Below are 15,477 nucleotides of genomic sequence, written 5' to 3' on the forward strand. Positions count from 1 at the left end.
ACCACGTGGTGGTTGGATCACGACCTATGAGGTGAACGGCGGCAAATGGCGACTGAGACTCGCGACGAGCCCGAGGCCAAGGATGAAGGCAAGGGCAAGGGCAGGAAGAAGTCCCCGTCCAGGCGGACCTCGCCCGTGCTGTTCGTGCGCCAGGTCATCGCCGAGCTGCGCAAGGTCATCTGGCCCACGCGCCGCGAACTGATCACCTACACGACCGCCGCGCTGGTATTCGTGCTGATCATGGTCGGGATCGTCTCCGGCTTCGACTACGGGCTGCAGAAGGGCGTCTACGCCATCTTCGGCTGACGCCGCGGCCGCCGGGCCGGCGGCCCGCCGCACCCTTGCAAGTCCATCACCGCAGACCGAGAGAAAGAGTCACCGTGTCCGAGCCCTCACAGCCCTACGACGAGGCCGTTGAAGAGGCCCAGTCCGCTGCGGCTGCTGCGGCCGACCAGGCGGCCGAGCCCGCCGACGAGACGGCCGAGGCGGTCGTCTCCGCCGGCGACGCCGAGCCGGCGGACACGAAGCTGGAGGGCGAGGGCGTCCCGGGCGACGCCGCCGAGGGCGCCGCCGACCTGGCCGAGGCCGTCGAAGGCGAGGACGAGGAGGAGGCCGAGCCCGAGCAGCCGGCCGACCCGTACGCCGACTTCAAGATGCAGCTCCGCCTCCAGCCGGGCGACTGGTACGTCGTGCACTCCTACGCGGGCTACGAGAACCGGGTCAAGACCAACATCGAGACCCGCACCCAGACCCTCAACATGGAGGACTACATCTTCCAGATCGAGGTCCCGCAGCACGAGGTGACCGAGATCAAGCAGGGCAAGCGGCAGAAGGTCAACGAGAAGGTCCTGCCGGGCTACATCCTCGTCCGGATGGAGCTGACCGACGAGTCCTGGGCCGCCGTCCGCAACACCCCGGGCGTCACCGGGTTCGTGGGCCTGCTGAACAAGCCGTCCCCGCTGAGCCTGGACGAGGTCGCCAACCTGCTGGCGCCCGAGCCCGAGGAGGGCGCCGCCAAGACCGCCAAGACGGAGGCGAAGGCCCCGGCCGCGGTCGACTTCGAGGTCGGCGAGTCCGTCACCGTCATGGACGGCCCGTTCGCCACCCTCCCCGCGACCGTCAACGAGATCAACGCCGAGCAGCAGAAGCTGAAGGTCCTGGTGTCGATCTTCGGGAGGGAGACCCCGGTCGAGCTGAGCTTCAACCAGGTCTCCAAGATCTGACCGAGCCGCTCCTGACAGGCCGTATCCTGGACGGGTTGTCCCTGCGGACGCGGGGATGGTCCAGTGCTCGCCTCGATCTTCGGGTGCGGGGCACTGGTGGGCCCCGCGCATGGGGGATGGTCCAAGCCGTCGCGCTCGTCAAGGTGCGGCTGCAGCGCTCCCCGCGCACGCGGGGTCGAGGCAACAAGGGTCCCAACACGGCGGTTATGTTCCGCCCGCCGTGTTGCCCGGACGTCCGGGAGTCGGGACCGCAGTGAAACGGAACACCGAGGGAGAGGCATGCCTCCCAAGAAGAAGATCGCGGCCTTGGTGAAGGTCCAGCTGCAGGCCGGGCAGGCGACGCCTGCGCCGCCCGTCGGTACGGCGCTCGGCCCGCACGGCGTCAACATCATGGACTTCTGCAAGCAGTACAACGCTGCCACGGAGTCCCAGCGCGGCAACGTCATCCCCGTAGAGATCACCATCTACGAGGACCGGTCGTTCAGCTTCATCACGAAGACCCCGCCGGCCGCGCAGCTGATCCTGAAGGCCGCGGGCGTGGAGAAGGGCAGCGGCGAGCCGCACAAGAACAAGGTCGGCTCGGTGACCCGCGACCAGATCCGCGAGATCGCCACGACCAAGATGCCCGACCTGAACGCCAAGGACCTGGACGCCGCCGAGAAGATCGTCGCCGGCACCGCGCGTTCGATGGGCATCGACGTCAAGTAGCACCCACCTGTGGGAGGGCCGGCGCTGGCCCGCACCACGAGTTCCTGGAGGAACGCACATGAAGCGCAGCAAGGGCTACCGCGCCGCGGCGGAGAAGATCGACCGCGATCGGCTGTACAGCCCGGCCGAGGCCGTGAAGCTCGCCAAGGAGACCGCGGTCACCAAGTTCGACGCGACCGTCGAGGTCGCGCTGCGGCTCGGCGTCGACCCGCGCAAGGCCGACCAGATGGTGCGCGGCACCGTCAACCTGCCGCACGGCACCGGCAAGACCGCCCGCGTGCTGGTCTTCGCCGTCGGCGCCAAGGCGCAGGAGGCGGAGGCCGCGGGCGCCGACCTGGTCGGCTCGGACGACCTGATCGAGCGGATCCAGGGCGGCTTCCTGGACTTCGACGCGGTCGTCGCCACGCCGGACCAGATGGGCAAGGTCGGGCGGCTCGGCCGGATCCTCGGCCCGCGCGGCCTGATGCCGAACCCGAAGACCGGCACGGTCACCATGGACGTGGCCAAGGCCGTGACCGACATCAAGGGCGGCAAGATCGAGTTCCGCGTCGACCGGCACGCGAACCTGCACTTCATCATCGGCAAGGCGTCCTTCGACGAGCGCCAGCTGGTGGAGAACTACGCGGCGGCGATCGACGAGATCCAGCGGCTCAAGCCGTCCGCCGCGAAGGGCCGGTACGTGAAGAAGGCGTCCCTGACGACCTCGATGGGCCCGAGCATCCCGGTGGACCCGAACGCGGTCCGCAACCTGACGGCGGAGCTCGAAACCGCCTGATCGCCTCACCGGAAGGGCGTCCCCGCGGCGGCGGGGGCGCCCTTCCGCCTTCCCGCCCGGCCGCTCCGTCCCACCCGGCGGTACCGGCGGCCCCGGCCCGCCGGGCCGGCGGTACATTCGCCCGCGTGGCGAGGAGGGCGATGCGACGGCTTCATGACGTGCTCGACGCCGCGGCGGCGGACGCGCCCGGCGCCCCGGCCCTGTCGGTGGACGGCACGACGTGGACGTTCGGGGAACTGCGCGGCAGGGCGGACGCGCTGAGCGCCTTCCTCTCGGCGCGCTGCCCGCGCGGCGCGCGGGTCGCGCTGCTGGCGCACAACCGCCCGGAGTACGTGGCCGCCTACTACGGGGTTCCGCGCGGCGGCCGGATCCTGGTGCCGCTCAACCAGCGGCTGCATCCCCGGGAATGGGCGGACCAGATCGCCCGCAGCGGCGCCGAGCTCGTCCTCGGAGAGCCGGACCTCCTCGCCCGCCTCGCCGCCGAGGGCGGCCTGCCGCCGGACCGCCCGTCCCTGACCGGCATCACCGACCTGCCCTGGGACGGCCCGGCGCCGGAGTCGGAGTCGGACCCGTCCGACGTCGCATGGCTGCTGTTCACCAGCGGCACGACGGGCCGCCCCAAGGGGGTGCGGCTCACGCACGGGAACCTGCTCGCGGGCCTCGACGCCTCCGCGCACGGCCGCCCGGTGCGGGCGACCGACGTGTTCTGCACGCCGTTCCCGCTCTGCCATGTGGCGGGCTACCAGGTCATGCTGCACCACCTGTTCCGCCGCCACGCCGTCGTGCTGCGCAGGTTCACCCCGTCCGCCCTGGTCGCGGCGGCGCGCAGGCACGGGGTGACGGGCCTGTCGCTGGCGCCGACGATGCTGGAGGACCTCCTCGCGCTTGACCCGGCGGAGCTGGACGTCCTGCGCGGCACCCTCCGCGTGGTCTACTACGGCTCGGCCCCGATGCCGGTCCCGCTGCTGCGCCGCGCCGCCGAGACGCTCGGCTGCGACTTCAACCAGGGCTTCGGCATGACAGAGCTGTCCGGCAACGCGACCTTCCTCTCCCCGGACGACCACCGCGCCGCCCTCACGACGCGGCCCGGGCTGGCGGCTTCGGCGGGACGCCCCGCCGGAGGCGTCGAGATCGCGATCCTGGACGAGGAGGGGGCGCTCCTCCCGCCCGGCGCGCTGGGCGAGGTCGGCGTCCGCGGCCCGCAGGTCACGACCGGCTACTGGGACGATCCGGCCGCGACGGCCGGCGCGTTCGCCGGCGGCTGGTTCCGCACCGGCGACGCCGGCCGCGTCGACGAGGACGGCTATCTCTACCTGGTCGACCGCCTCAAGGACGTGATCATCACCGGCGGCGAGAACGTCTCCTCGCGCGAGGTGGAGGACGTCCTGCGCACGGTCCCCGGCGTCGCCGAGGTCGCCGTCGTCGGCCTGCCCGACCCGCGCTGGGGCCAGACGGTCTGCGCCGTGGTCGTCCCCGACGGCGCCCGCCCGGCCGAGCGGGACCTGATCGCCGCGTGCCGCGCCCGCCTCGCCGGCTTCAAGACGCCCCGCCGCATCGAGTACGCCGACGCGCTGCCGCGCACCGGCACTGGCAAGATCCAGAAGTCCGCCCTCCGCGCCCGCCTGCGTGCCGGGCGACCGGGCTAGCACGGAACGCGGCGGATACAAACATCGCAGTCCGGATCTGGACAATCCGTTCCCTGGTTGCTTTGTTACCTGCGGGGAACTTGGTGTTGAATTGTCCTCGTGAAGCGTCGTACCGACCGGGCCATCGCCATCTCCGCCGTGGCGGCGGTGGCCGTCGTGCCCACGGCGATCCTGATGGTCGTCAAGGTCGGCGGTGACTCCGCCAAGGACGCGGGGGACATGCCCCCGGCCGCCGCCATGGCCCAGCAGGACGGGGCCAACCCGAACGGCTCGACGGCCGGCACCGTCACGCCGGGCGCGCCCGCCGCGCCGGGCGGCCCCGCGGGCGCCACTCCCGGACCCGGCGCACCGGGCGCCGGCACCGGCGGCGCGCACGGCCTGCCCACCGCACCGCCCCAGCCCGGCCCAAGCCTGCACTCCTTCACCCGCAAGACGGACATGAAGGTCACGATCGGGGCGAACGGCGACTACCAGCACGCCGTGGAGACGGCCTCGTTCACCCTGTGGCCGAAGTTCGCGATGAGCGCCACCGGCGTCACGACGACGGTGCAGAACGGCGAGGAGAGCAAGGTCACCCAGAAGGTGATCGTCAGCGGCACCACCCTGAAGGGCTTCGACGGGGAGAAGTGGACGCAGTCCACGCTCACCGCGGCCCAGCTGGGCAAGCTGCAGAACGACTCCGACCCCCGGCAGTTCACGTTCATGATCGGGACGCTGCCCGGGATGACCGCGAGCGAGCCGGACGCGTCCGGCAAGACCCACTTCTCGGCGCAGGCGCTGATGGGCAGCGTCTACGCGCTGCTCCCGCAGGACGCGGCGACCCGCTTCCGCACCTGGATCCCCGACTCCACCGGCTGCGGGCTCGACCTGTGGGCCGACAGCAAGGCCCGCCCCACCTCGATCCAGCTGAACGCGCAGGCCCCCGGCGCCGTGTTCGACGGCTCGATGACCTTCGCCTCCTACCGCTGAGCCGGCCCCCGCGCGCCGCCGTCCGGCAGTGCGCGGGCTACGCCGATGGTCGTACCGGCCGGGCGCCCATTCGTACCACCGGGGGATGCCCCTGATGTTGGCGCCCCGGAACACTGGGAACACCAGAAGGGCGACAAGGGAGGCTCAACCCTCATGAACCGACGACTCGTGGTGGCGGCCGGCGGCACCGCCGTGGGTGCCGCGCTCGTCCTGTCCGGATGCAACGGGGACGGGTCGGCGAACACGGAGAACATGAAGCTCAGCGCCGCGCAGGCGCTGGCCAAGACGTCCCAGAAGGCGGAGAAGGCCGACACGTTCAAGGCCGACCTCACCGTCGCGGGCACCGGCGGGGACGGCGCCGGCAAGATCCACGCCGACGGCCAGTTCCAGCTGCGCCCGTCGCTGAAGTTCAGCGCGAAGCTGGACGAGTTCAGCCGGAACGGGCAGAGCGTGCCGGGCGCCAAGGGCCAGGCCGTCTTCACCGACAACGTCCTCTACGCGAAGGTCCCGCAGCTCGCCCAGTTCGTCAGCAACGGCAAGCCGTGGGTGCGGATCGACGTGAACCGGGTCGCGCAGCGCACCGGGTTCGACGTCCAGGGCCTGGTCGGCCAGGTGCAGAAGGTGGACCCGGCCGAGCAGACGAAGATGTTCACCGGCTCCAAGGACGCCCGCCGGGTCGGCGCCGAGAAGGTCGACGGCGTGCAGACGGTCCACTACACCGGCACGGTCACCGTGCAGGACGCGCTGAACCGCCTCGACCCCGAGGCGCGCGCCAAGGTGAGCAAGTGGCTGCCGAAGGACCGCGGCAACGCCAAGATCAACTTCGACCTGTGGGCGGACGGCGACAACCTGCCCCGCAAGATCGTCTCGAAGACGAACGGGACGCAGGGCGAGAGCGGCTCGGTGACCGTGCTCTACAGCCACTACGGCGAGTCGTTCACCGTGAACCCGCCGCCGTCCGACCAGGTGGGCCAGTTGACCCTCGGCGCGCTCCTCGGCGGCGGCTGAGCGCGGCGCGCCGGCCGGAGCGGTGGAACCGAGTGGGGCGGCGCCGCGTCTGATCGGTCGTCCGGCCCGTGCGTGTCCGGCCCGCGCGCCCGGGCGACCAGACGCAAGAAGGAGAACCCCCACGATGATCCGCCGTTTCGCCGCCGGTACGGCGCTGGCCACCGGCCTCGCCCTGTCCCTGACCGGCTGCCTCGGAGACGCCGGCAAGAAGGTGGACGAGGCCGGCAAGAACATCAAGATGACGGCCGCGCAGGTGCTCGGCAAGGCCGCGGAGAAGACCGGCCAGATCGACTCGTTCAAGGCCGATCTGGCGATGCGGACCTCCGGCGCGGCCGGCGGCGACATGACGATGAACGGCACCATGCAGTACCGGACGAAGCCCGACGTCGCCTACAGCATGAACTTCACCGACATGACCATCGGGGGCAAGTCGGTGGGCGCCATGGAGCAGCGCCTGGTGGGCGGCAACATGTACATGAAGATGCCGGTGCTGTCGCAGCTGCCGGGCGGCGGGTCGCGCAAGCCCTGGATCAAGATCTCGCTGGACGAGCTCAGCCGGAAGTCCGGCATGAACATCGACGAGATGCTGCAGCAGTCCCGCCAGATGGACCCGGTGCAGAACACCAAGATGCTGACCGCGTCCAAGGACGCGCGCGAGGTCGGCGAGGAGACGATCGACGGCGTCAAGACGACGCACTACACCGGCACCTACCGGATGGAGGACGCGATCGCCAAGCTGCCTCCGAAGCAGCAGGAGGCGTACCGCAAGACGCTCGGCCAGATGGGCTTGGACAACATGCACTTCGACCTCTGGGTGGACGGGCAGCAGCTGCCCCGCAAGATGACGATGAACACCCCCCAGGGCGCCGAGGGCGACCTGACCGTGACGACGAAGTACCGCGACTTCGGCAAGCCGGTGCAGATCGTGGCCCCGCCGGCGAGCCAGGTCGCCGACTTCGGCGAGCTGATGAGCGGGCTCGGCTCCGGGGTGCCGCGCACCTGACCCGGGCACCGGCCGGACGATGGAGGGGCCGCGCACCCGCGAGGTGCGCGGCCCCTCCGCCGTTCCGCCGATTTGGTAAGTGCGATCGCGAGCACGTACTCTGTTCGATGCCGAAGACCGCCGGTCGTCGCCTCTGCGAGGCGACCGAAGGACCCGACTCCGTTCGGGCGGCCTGCGTAGGCGAGACGAGAGCTTCCGCATGGCCTCCGTGCCGTGCCTGGACGCCCCGTGCGCCTGCGCCGGGGCGTTTTTTGGTGGATCGGCGCCCCTCTCCCGCATCGCGCGGACGGGCGCGGATCGGACCACCCAGGTAATCGGAAGGAGGGCTATGGCCAAGCCCCACAAGGACGCGGCGATCGCCGAGCTCAAGAACGAGTTCGAGAGCTCCAGCGGCGCCGTGCTGACCGAGTACCGCGGGCTCAGCGTCGCGCAGGTCAAGGAGCTGCGCGACAACCTCGGCGAGAACGCGCGGTTCCGCGTGGTGAAGAACACGCTGACCAAGCGCGCCGCGAACGAGGCCGGCGTCGACGAGCGGTTCCGTGACCTGCTCGTAGGCCCGTCGGCCATCGCGTTCGTGCGCGGCGACGTGGTCGAGGCCGCCAAGGGCCTGCGCGACTTCGCCAAGGCGAACCCGATGCTGGTGATCAAGGGCGGATTCATCGACGGTCAGGCGATGGACGCCGCCGAGATCACCAAGCTGGCGGACCTCGAGTCGCGCGAGGTCCTGCTCGCCAAGCTGGCCGGTGCGATGAAGGGCTCGATGGCGAACGCCGCCGCGCTGTTCAACGCCCTGCCGACGCAGGCGGCCCAGCTCGCCGAGGCGCTGCGCGCCAAGCGCGAGTCCGGCGGCGAGGCCGCCGACGCGCCCGCCGCCGAGTAGGCACACCCGCGGTTCCCGTACACCCGAGATTTCAAGCCATAGCGGAGGAAACATCATGGCGAAGCTCAGCACCGACGAGCTGCTCGACGCTTTCAAGGAGATGACCCTTCTCGAGCTCTCCGAGTTCGTGAAGCAGTTCGAAGAGGTCTTCGACGTCAAGGCCGCCGCGCCCGTCGCGGCCGTGGCCGCCGCGCCGGGCGCCCCCGCGGCCGGCGGCGGCGAGGAGGCCGCCGCGCAGGACGAGTTCGACGTCATCCTCGAGGGTGCCGGCGACAAGAAGATCCAGGTCATCAAGGAGGTCCGCGCGCTGACGAGCCTCGGCCTCAAGGAGGCCAAGGACCTGGTCGACAGCGCGCCGAAGCCGCTGCTGGAGAAGGTCAACAAGGAGACCGCCGACAAGGCCAAGGAGGCCCTGGAGAAGGCCGGCGCCTCGGTCACCGTCAAGTAGGACGCTCCAGAGCTCCGGAGCCCGCGGCTCCACCGCTCTCCAAGGAGGCGGTCATCCCTTCGGGGGTGGCCGCCTCCTTCGCGTCCGCGCCGGAGTGCTCAAGCCCGCTCAGCCGGCGGCCGGTTTCCTGTGCGGGAGTGATAAAGGTCCGCGGAAAAGCGTGTGCCGCGGCGGGTTGTGTGGTCATCGGCGGGCGGCGTACCGTCCCGTTCTGACGCTGTGGTCACACTGGGCGGCTCCCGTCCCCGCCGCCCGGCCCGCCGGACGGCGGCCGGACCCGGTCTTGAGGCGCTGGTTCTTGGACCACTAGTCTCATAGGTGTCGTAAGTAACGATTGTCTTACGACGTCGCATTTAGCCGCTGATCTGGATCGGAACCCCTTCCATTTGGACGGCGGGCCGCTACGGTAGTGAAACCCGGCGCGGCTACCGGACGGTAGCAACACGGCGGACACGCCGTGTGACGACAGCAAGAGCCTGAGTGCTACTCGCTCATTGGTTCGGGATTCCCCCGGCCTGGACGAAAGGTGACGAGTGGGCGTCGAGATCAGAGTCGAGGGCCTGACGAAGTCCTTCGGCCGCCAGGTGATCTGGCAGGACGTGTCGCTGACCATTCCCGCAGGTGAGATCTCCGTTCTTCTGGGCCCGTCCGGTACCGGCAAGTCGGTCTTCCTGAAGTCGCTCGTCGGGCTGCTCAAGCCCGACCGGGGGCACATCTGGATCGGCGACAGGGACCTCCCCTACCTCCCCGAGTCGCAGCTCTACGAGACCCGCAAGCTGTTCGGCGTCCTGTTCCAGGACGGCGCGCTCTTCGGCTCGATGAACCTGTTCGACAACATCGCCTTCCCGCTGCGCGAGCACACCAAGAAGTCCGAGTCCGAGATCAAGCGCATCGTGCTCGAGAAGATGGAGATGGTCGGTCTCCTCGGCGCCGAGCACAAGCTCCCCGGTGAGATCTCCGGCGGTATGAAGAAGCGCGCCGGCCTCGCCCGCGCGCTCGTGCTGGACCCCGAGATCCTCCTGGTGGACGAGCCGGACTCCGGCCTCGACCCGGTCCGCACCGCGTTCCTCAACCAGGTGTTCATCGACCTGAACGCGCAGATCGGCGCGACGTTCCTCATCGTCACCCACGACATCAACACGGCGCGGACCGTCCCGGACAACATCGGCCTGCTGTACCAGCGCAACCTCGCCATGTTCGGGCCCCGGGAGATGCTGCTGTCCAGCGAGGAGCCGGTCGTCCGGCAGTTCCTCAACGCCAGCAAGGTCGGCCCGATCGGCATGTCGGAGGAGAAGGACGCCTCCGAGCTGGAGGCCGAGGCGAAGATGGGCCTGGACGCCGGCAAGCTGCCGCCGATCCCGCCGCAGCAGATGCCGAGCAACGGGATGATCCGGGCCGGCATGCACGCGCCCGGCGCGTGGTGCGCCGCGCACGGCGTCACCCCGCCGCCCGGCTCGTTCATCGACGACCTCGGCCGCAACTGGGTGGAGGAGTGGCCGCGGTACGTGGCGTCCATGACGCCGGTCGGCGCTCCCCCGCAGGGCGGCCCCGGCGGACCGCCGCCCGGCCCGCCCCCCGGCGGCTCCGGCGGCCAGTTCCCCGGCAACCCGCCGCCCGGCCGGCACGCGGGCGGTGCGAAGTACTGATGTCCACTCCTCAGGAATCCGGCATCGGCGCGGGCCGGCGAGAGGGGAAGGGCGGCGGCTCGGCGGCGACGTTCCGCAAGGTCGGGGACGGCGCGGCGAACGTGCTCGTCAAGGAGCCCGGACGGTTCTTCGCCCTGTGCCTCGACACCGCCCGCGCGACGTTCCAGTGGCCGTTCCAGTGGCGCGAGTTCGTCCAGCAGGCCTGGTTCATCGTCAGCGTCACCGTCGTCCCCACCATGCTGGTCGCCATCCCGTTCGGCGGCGTGCTGTCGCTGCAGGTCGGCGGGCTGATCCGGCAGCTCGGCGCGCAGTCCTTCACCGGCGCGACCGCGGTCGTCGCGATCGTCCGGGAGGCCAGCCCGCTGGTCACCTCGCTGCTGGTCGCCGGCGCCGCCGGGTCGGCGATGTGCGCCGACATCGGCTCCCGGAAGATCCGCGAGGAGATCGACGCGATGGAGGTGCTGGGCATCAACCCCCTGCACCGCCTGGTGGTCCCGCGGATGTTCGCCTGCGCGTTCGTCGCGCTGTTCCTCAACGGCCTGGTGTCGGTGGTCGGCCTCATGGGCGGCTACTTCTTCAACGTCATGCTGCAGGGCGGCACGCCCGGCGCGTACCTGGCGTCGTTCAACGCGATCGCGCAGCTGCCCGACCTGCTGCAGGCCGAGTTCAAGGCGTTCGTGTTCGGCATCACCGCCGGCCTCGTCGCCGCGTACAAGGGGCTGAACGCCAAGGGCGGGCCGAAGGGCGTCGGCGACGCGGTCAACCAGACCGTCGTCATCACCTTCATGCTGCTGTTCCTGGAGAACTTCTTGATCTCCACGCTGTACTTCCAGTTCGTCCCTTCGAAGGGGATGTGATGGCTACCCCCGGCAAGACGGGCAAAGCGGTCTCCCGCGCGGTGAGCGCCCCGCTGGAGCGCCTGGACGACTTCGGCCACCAGATGTCGTTCTACGCCCGCGCGTTCGCGTGGGTGTTCCGGGTGCTGCACCGGTACCGCACCGAGGTGCTGCGGCTGCTGGCCGAGGTGAGCCTCGGCACCGGCGGCCTCGCGGTGATCGGCGGCTCGGTGGTGATCGTCGGCTTCATGACGTTCTTCACCGGCAGCCAGGTCGGCCTGCAGGGCTACGAGTCGCTGAACCAGATCGGCACCGCCGCGTTCACCGGGTTCGTCGCGTCCTACTTCAACACGCGCGAGATCGCGCCGCTGGTGTCGGCGCTGGCGCTGTCGGCGACGGTCGGCTGCGGCTTCACCGCGCAGCTCGGCGCGATGCGGATCTCCGACGAGATCGACGCGCTGGAGGTCATGGCCGTCCCGTCGATGCCGTTCCTCGTCACGACCCGGATGCTGGCGGGCCTGATCGCGGTCATCCCGCTGTACATCGTCGGCCTGCTCGCCTCCTACGGCGCGACGCGGGTGATCGTGACGATGTTCTACGGCCAGTCGACCGGCACCTACGACCACTATTTCCATTTGTTCCTACCGCCGATCGACATCTTGTGGTCCTTCGGCAAAGTGATCATCTTCGCGGTGCTGGTGATGCTGATCCACTGCTACTACGGCTACCACGCGAGCGGCGGCCCGGCGGGCGTCGGCGTCGCGGTGGGGCGCGCGGTGCGCACCAGCATCGTCGTGATCAACGTGGCGGACCTGCTGCTCGGCATGGCCATCTGGGGCACCACGACGACCGTGCGGATCGCGGGGTGACGGCCGTGAGCGCAGCGAACCGGGGGGCGCCCGGGGCCGTCCCGGCACAGGGGGTGCGCCGATGAGCGAGCGCGTTCGTTACCGGCTGCTCGGCATCGGGATGGTCCTGGTGATCGTCCTGCTGCTCGCGCTGACCGTGGCGCTGTACAACAAGGCGTTCAAGCCCGTGACCGAGGTGACGGTGAAGACCGAGCGGGCCGGGCTGCAGCTGCTGCCGCACTCGGACGTGAAGGTCCGCGGGCTGATCGTCGGCGAGGTGCGCGGCGCCGACGCCACCTCCGACGGGGCGACGCTGCACCTCGCGCTCGACCCGGGCAAGGCGAAGCTGATCCCCCGGAACGTGCAGGCGCGGCTGCTGCCGAAGACGCTGTTCGGCGAGAAGTACGTGGACCTGCAGATCCCCGCCCAGCCGGCCCCGCTCGGGCTGCGCGAGGGCCAGGTCATCCAGCAGGACCGCTCGCAGGCCGCGGTCGAGATCGACAAGGTGCTGAACGACCTGCTGCCGCTGCTGCAGGCGGTCAAGCCCGCCGAGCTGAACGCGACGCTGAACGCCCTCGCCACCGCGCTGCAGGGCCGCGGCGACCAGATCGGCCGGAACCTGGAGCAGGCGGACGACCTGCTGCGCAAGATCAACCCGCAGCTCGGCACGCTGGTGCACGACCTGCACGGCCTGGCCGACGTGTCCGACATCTACGCCGCGGCCGCGCCCGACCTGCTGCAGACGCTCCGCAACCTCAACGTGACCAGCCGCACGATCACCGACAAGCGCGGCACGATCGAGCAGCTGATCCCCGCGACGACCGCGCTGGCGCAGGACGGCGACGTGTTCATGCGGCACAACGGGCCGAAGATCATCGGCGTGAACATCGCGAACCGGGACGTCGCGAGCCTGGTGGCGCGGTACTCGCCGTCCCTCCCGTGCGTGTTCGCCGGGCTGATGAAGCTGAAGCCGGAGGCCGAGCGGGTGGCCGGCGGCGGCGGCTCCAAGACCTTCAACCTGACGGTCGAGATCGTCAAGCCGCGGCCGGGCTTCAAGTACCCGCTGGACCTGCCGGAGGCCAAGGACCACCGCAACCCGCGCTGCTACGGCCTGCCGAACCCGAAGGTGCCGTCCCCCGACTACCTGGCGCTCGACGGCACGCAGGACGACCTCTGGTGGAAGAACCCCGACGACCCCAACGGCAACGGCGGCAGCCGCGGCCGGGCGCTGTCGAACGTGTTCGTCGACACCGGGTCGCTGACCCCCGAGCAGCAGATCAAGAGCGTGCTCGGGCCGCTGACCCGGACCAACGCCGATGACCTCTCCGACGTGTCGGCGCTGATGTTCGGGCCGCTGCTGCAGGACGGATCGGTGGTGACGATCAAGTGAGGACGACGAGTGCGGCGATCAAGCTGGGCATCTTCGTGGTCGTCACCACGGTGGCCACCGGCATCCTCGCGATGACGATCGCCAACGTCCGGTTCCGGGAGACCCGCGAGTACAAGGCGATCTTCACGGACGTGACCGGGCTGCTGGACAACGACGACGTCCGCGTCGCCGGCGTCCGCATCGGCCAGATCGAGGACATCAAGCTCTACAAGGGCGACAAGGCCGAGGTGACGTTCAGCGTCGAGAAGGACGGCCCGTTCAAGGCGGGGCTGCCGGCGTCGACGCAGGCGCAGATCCGCTACCGGAACCTGATGGGGCAGCGGTACCTCGCGCTGACCGACGGCGCAGGGCAGGCCAACGACTACCTGAAGCCCGGCGGGACGATCCCGGTCTCGCAGACCAAGCCGGCGCTGGACCTGACGACGCTGTTCAACGGCTTCCGGCCGCTGTTCCGCGCGCTGGAGCCGAAGGACGTCAACACGCTGGCCATGCAGATCATCCAGGTGCTGCAGGGCGAGGGCGGGACGATCAACAGCCTGCTCGCGCACGTCGCGTCGCTGACCAACACGCTCGCCGACCGGGACCGCGTCATCGGCCAGGTGATCGACAACCTGAACACCGTGCTCGGCACCATCGACGAGCGGCACCAGCAGGTCGACCAGCTGGTGCGGGACCTGCGCGCCTTCATCAGCGGCGTCTCCGGCGACCGCAAGGCGATCTTCGACTCGGTCGCCGCGATCAACGAACTGACCGGCACGACGCAGGACCTGCTCTCCGACGCGCGGCCCGGCATCAGGGACGACATCGCGGGGCTGCGCAAGCTCGCCGGGACGTTCGACGCCAACGGCGCCGTGATCGACAAGGGGCTGAAGCGGTCGCCGAAGCGGCTGGAGGGGCTGGTGAACATCTCCTCCTACGGCTCCTGGTTCAACATGTACATCTGCGGCCTCGACGCGCGGGTGCGGCTGCCGGGCGGACCGGTCTACCAGACCCCGGCGATCGTGAACGAGAACGCGAGGTGCAAGTAGATGAGGATCCCGTTCCGGGAACGCAACCCGGTCCCCATCGGGCTCTCCGCGTTCGCGATCATCGCCGTCCTGGTGGTCCTGGCGATGAACCTGGAGAACATCCCGTTCATCTCCGGCGGCAGGACCCACACCGCCGCGTTCAAGGAGGCGGCCGGGCTGAAGGCCGACGAGGAGGTCCGCATCGCGGGCGTCAAGGTCGGCAAGGTCACCGGCCTGGAGCTGGACGGCGACCACGTCAAGGTCACCTTCCGGGTCGACGACGGCGTCCGGCTGGGCGACCGCACCGAGGCCGGCATCAAGATCAAGACGCTGCTCGGCGCGCACTACCTGGAGCTCACCCCGCGCGGGAAGGGCCGGCTCGGCCGCAACATCCCGATCGAGCGGACGCACACCCCGTTCGAGGTCGTCCCGGCGATCAGCGAGCTGAGCCAGCGGGTCGGCGCGATCGACGTCCAGCAGGTCGCGAAGTCGTTCGACGTGCTGTCGGAGACGTTCAAGAACTCGCCGGAGGAGGTGCGGGCGTCGCTGCAGGGGCTGCGCCGGCTGTCCGACACGATCGCGTCGCGTGACGACGAGCTGCACGAGCTGGCCGGCAAGGCCAAGGACGTCTCGCAGCTGCTCGCCGACCGCAACCAGGACTTCGCGAAGCTCGTCCAGGACGGCGACAAGGTGCTGCAGGCGGTGCAGGCGCGCCGCGCCGTCATCCACCAGCTGCTGATCAACACCGTGACCCTGTCGCAGCAGGTGAACGCGCTGATCAAGGAGAACGAGAAGCAGCTGCGGCCGATGCTGGACAACCTGGCGAAGGTCAACCGGATCCTGCTGAAGAACCAGAACAACCTGGACCGGATCCTGCAGCTGTTCGCGCCGTTCGCGCGGCAGTTCTCGGACGTCACCGGCACCGGGCGCTGGTTCGACTCGTGGATCCAGAACCTGCTGCCGATCCCCGCCTCGATCCAGGACGCCCCCGGCGGGACCGCGACGAAGAAGCAGGGCGGCCAGAACGGCAACCAGACGCAGACCGGCAACAAGAGCGACAACCCGTTGCCGTTCCTCCCGTGAGCAGGCA

General features: G+C 70.0%; 16 protein-coding genes. All 16 read left to right on the plus strand.

Translation table 11 applies throughout. From position 1 onward, the window contains the following. Nucleotides 1-45 precede the first annotated feature (45 nt). Complete coding sequence (gene secE / locus ABTW95_RS11295; protein WP_396448381.1) at nucleotides 46-306, plus strand: preprotein translocase subunit SecE; 261 nt, start codon at nucleotides 46-48, stop codon at nucleotides 304-306. 74 nt (nucleotides 307-380) lie between these two features. Continuing rightward, nucleotides 381-1,223 carry a transcription termination/antitermination protein NusG gene (nusG, locus tag ABTW95_RS11300; protein WP_500226215.1) on the plus strand — a complete coding sequence of 281 codons (843 nt, stop codon included), beginning with the start codon at nucleotides 381-383 and terminating at the stop codon, nucleotides 1,221-1,223. A gap of 279 nt (nucleotides 1,224-1,502) precedes the next feature. After that, a complete protein-coding gene (rplK, locus tag ABTW95_RS11305) occupies nucleotides 1,503-1,931 on the plus strand; it encodes a 50S ribosomal protein L11 (protein WP_396448383.1) in 429 nt (142 codons plus the stop codon). A 58-nt stretch (nucleotides 1,932-1,989) separates the two neighbouring features. Further along, complete coding sequence (gene rplA, locus ABTW95_RS11310; RefSeq protein ID WP_396448384.1) at nucleotides 1,990-2,706, plus strand: 50S ribosomal protein L1; 717 nt, start codon at nucleotides 1,990-1,992, stop codon at nucleotides 2,704-2,706. A 140-nt stretch (nucleotides 2,707-2,846) separates the two neighbouring features. Further along, complete coding sequence (locus tag ABTW95_RS11315; protein WP_396454325.1) at nucleotides 2,847-4,352, plus strand: class I adenylate-forming enzyme family protein; 1,506 nt, start codon at nucleotides 2,847-2,849, stop codon at nucleotides 4,350-4,352. Nucleotides 4,353-4,451: 99 nt separating this feature from the next. Beyond that, nucleotides 4,452-5,321 (plus strand): hypothetical protein, encoded by an 870-nt coding sequence (locus ABTW95_RS11320; protein WP_500226216.1) that lies wholly within the window; start codon nucleotides 4,452-4,454, stop codon nucleotides 5,319-5,321. Nucleotides 5,322-5,474: 153 nt separating this feature from the next. After that, nucleotides 5,475-6,329, plus strand: coding sequence for an SCO4651 family lipoprotein (locus ABTW95_RS11325; protein WP_500226217.1), 855 nt, complete (start codon nucleotides 5,475-5,477; stop codon nucleotides 6,327-6,329). 124 nt (nucleotides 6,330-6,453) lie between these two features. Then, nucleotides 6,454-7,332 carry an SCO4651 family lipoprotein gene (locus ABTW95_RS11330; protein WP_500226218.1) on the plus strand — a complete coding sequence of 293 codons (879 nt, stop codon included), beginning with the start codon at nucleotides 6,454-6,456 and terminating at the stop codon, nucleotides 7,330-7,332. A gap of 328 nt (nucleotides 7,333-7,660) precedes the next feature. Then, a complete protein-coding gene (gene rplJ / locus ABTW95_RS11335) occupies nucleotides 7,661-8,212 on the plus strand; it encodes a 50S ribosomal protein L10 (RefSeq protein WP_396448389.1) in 552 nt (183 codons plus the stop codon). Nucleotides 8,213-8,267: 55 nt separating this feature from the next. Next, complete coding sequence (gene rplL, locus ABTW95_RS11340; RefSeq protein WP_396448390.1) at nucleotides 8,268-8,660, plus strand: 50S ribosomal protein L7/L12; 393 nt, start codon at nucleotides 8,268-8,270, stop codon at nucleotides 8,658-8,660. A 533-nt stretch (nucleotides 8,661-9,193) separates the two neighbouring features. After that, nucleotides 9,194-10,306, plus strand: coding sequence for an ABC transporter ATP-binding protein (locus ABTW95_RS11345; protein WP_396448391.1), 1,113 nt, complete (start codon nucleotides 9,194-9,196; stop codon nucleotides 10,304-10,306). Next, the gene (locus tag ABTW95_RS11350; protein WP_396448392.1) at nucleotides 10,306-11,163 is read left to right on the plus strand and encodes an MlaE family ABC transporter permease; all 858 of its coding nucleotides are present in this window, start codon (nucleotides 10,306-10,308) and stop codon (nucleotides 11,161-11,163) included. Before ABTW95_RS11345 ends, ABTW95_RS11350 begins: the two co-directional genes overlap by 1 nt. Next, nucleotides 11,163-12,011 carry an MlaE family ABC transporter permease gene (locus tag ABTW95_RS11355; protein ID WP_396448393.1) on the plus strand — a complete coding sequence of 283 codons (849 nt, stop codon included), beginning with the start codon at nucleotides 11,163-11,165 and terminating at the stop codon, nucleotides 12,009-12,011. The genes ABTW95_RS11350 and ABTW95_RS11355 overlap by 1 nt, the downstream gene beginning before the upstream one ends. 61 nt (nucleotides 12,012-12,072) lie before the next feature. Next, entirely contained in the window at nucleotides 12,073-13,380 is a 1,308-nt protein-coding gene (locus tag ABTW95_RS11360; RefSeq protein WP_396448394.1) for an MCE family protein, read from the plus strand. Beyond that, on the plus strand, nucleotides 13,377-14,408 hold the full coding sequence (locus ABTW95_RS11365; protein ID WP_396454322.1) for an MCE family protein: 1,032 nt from the start codon (nucleotides 13,377-13,379) through the stop codon (nucleotides 14,406-14,408). The genes ABTW95_RS11360 and ABTW95_RS11365 overlap by 4 nt, the downstream gene beginning before the upstream one ends. Continuing rightward, nucleotides 14,409-15,470 carry an MCE family protein gene (locus tag ABTW95_RS11370; protein WP_500226219.1) on the plus strand — a complete coding sequence of 354 codons (1,062 nt, stop codon included), beginning with the start codon at nucleotides 14,409-14,411 and terminating at the stop codon, nucleotides 15,468-15,470. Nucleotides 15,471-15,477 lie beyond the last annotated feature (7 nt).

The organism is Spirillospora sp. NPDC127506, assembly GCF_040302145.1.
Lineage (GTDB): Bacteria > Actinomycetota > Actinomycetes > Streptosporangiales > Streptosporangiaceae > Spirillospora.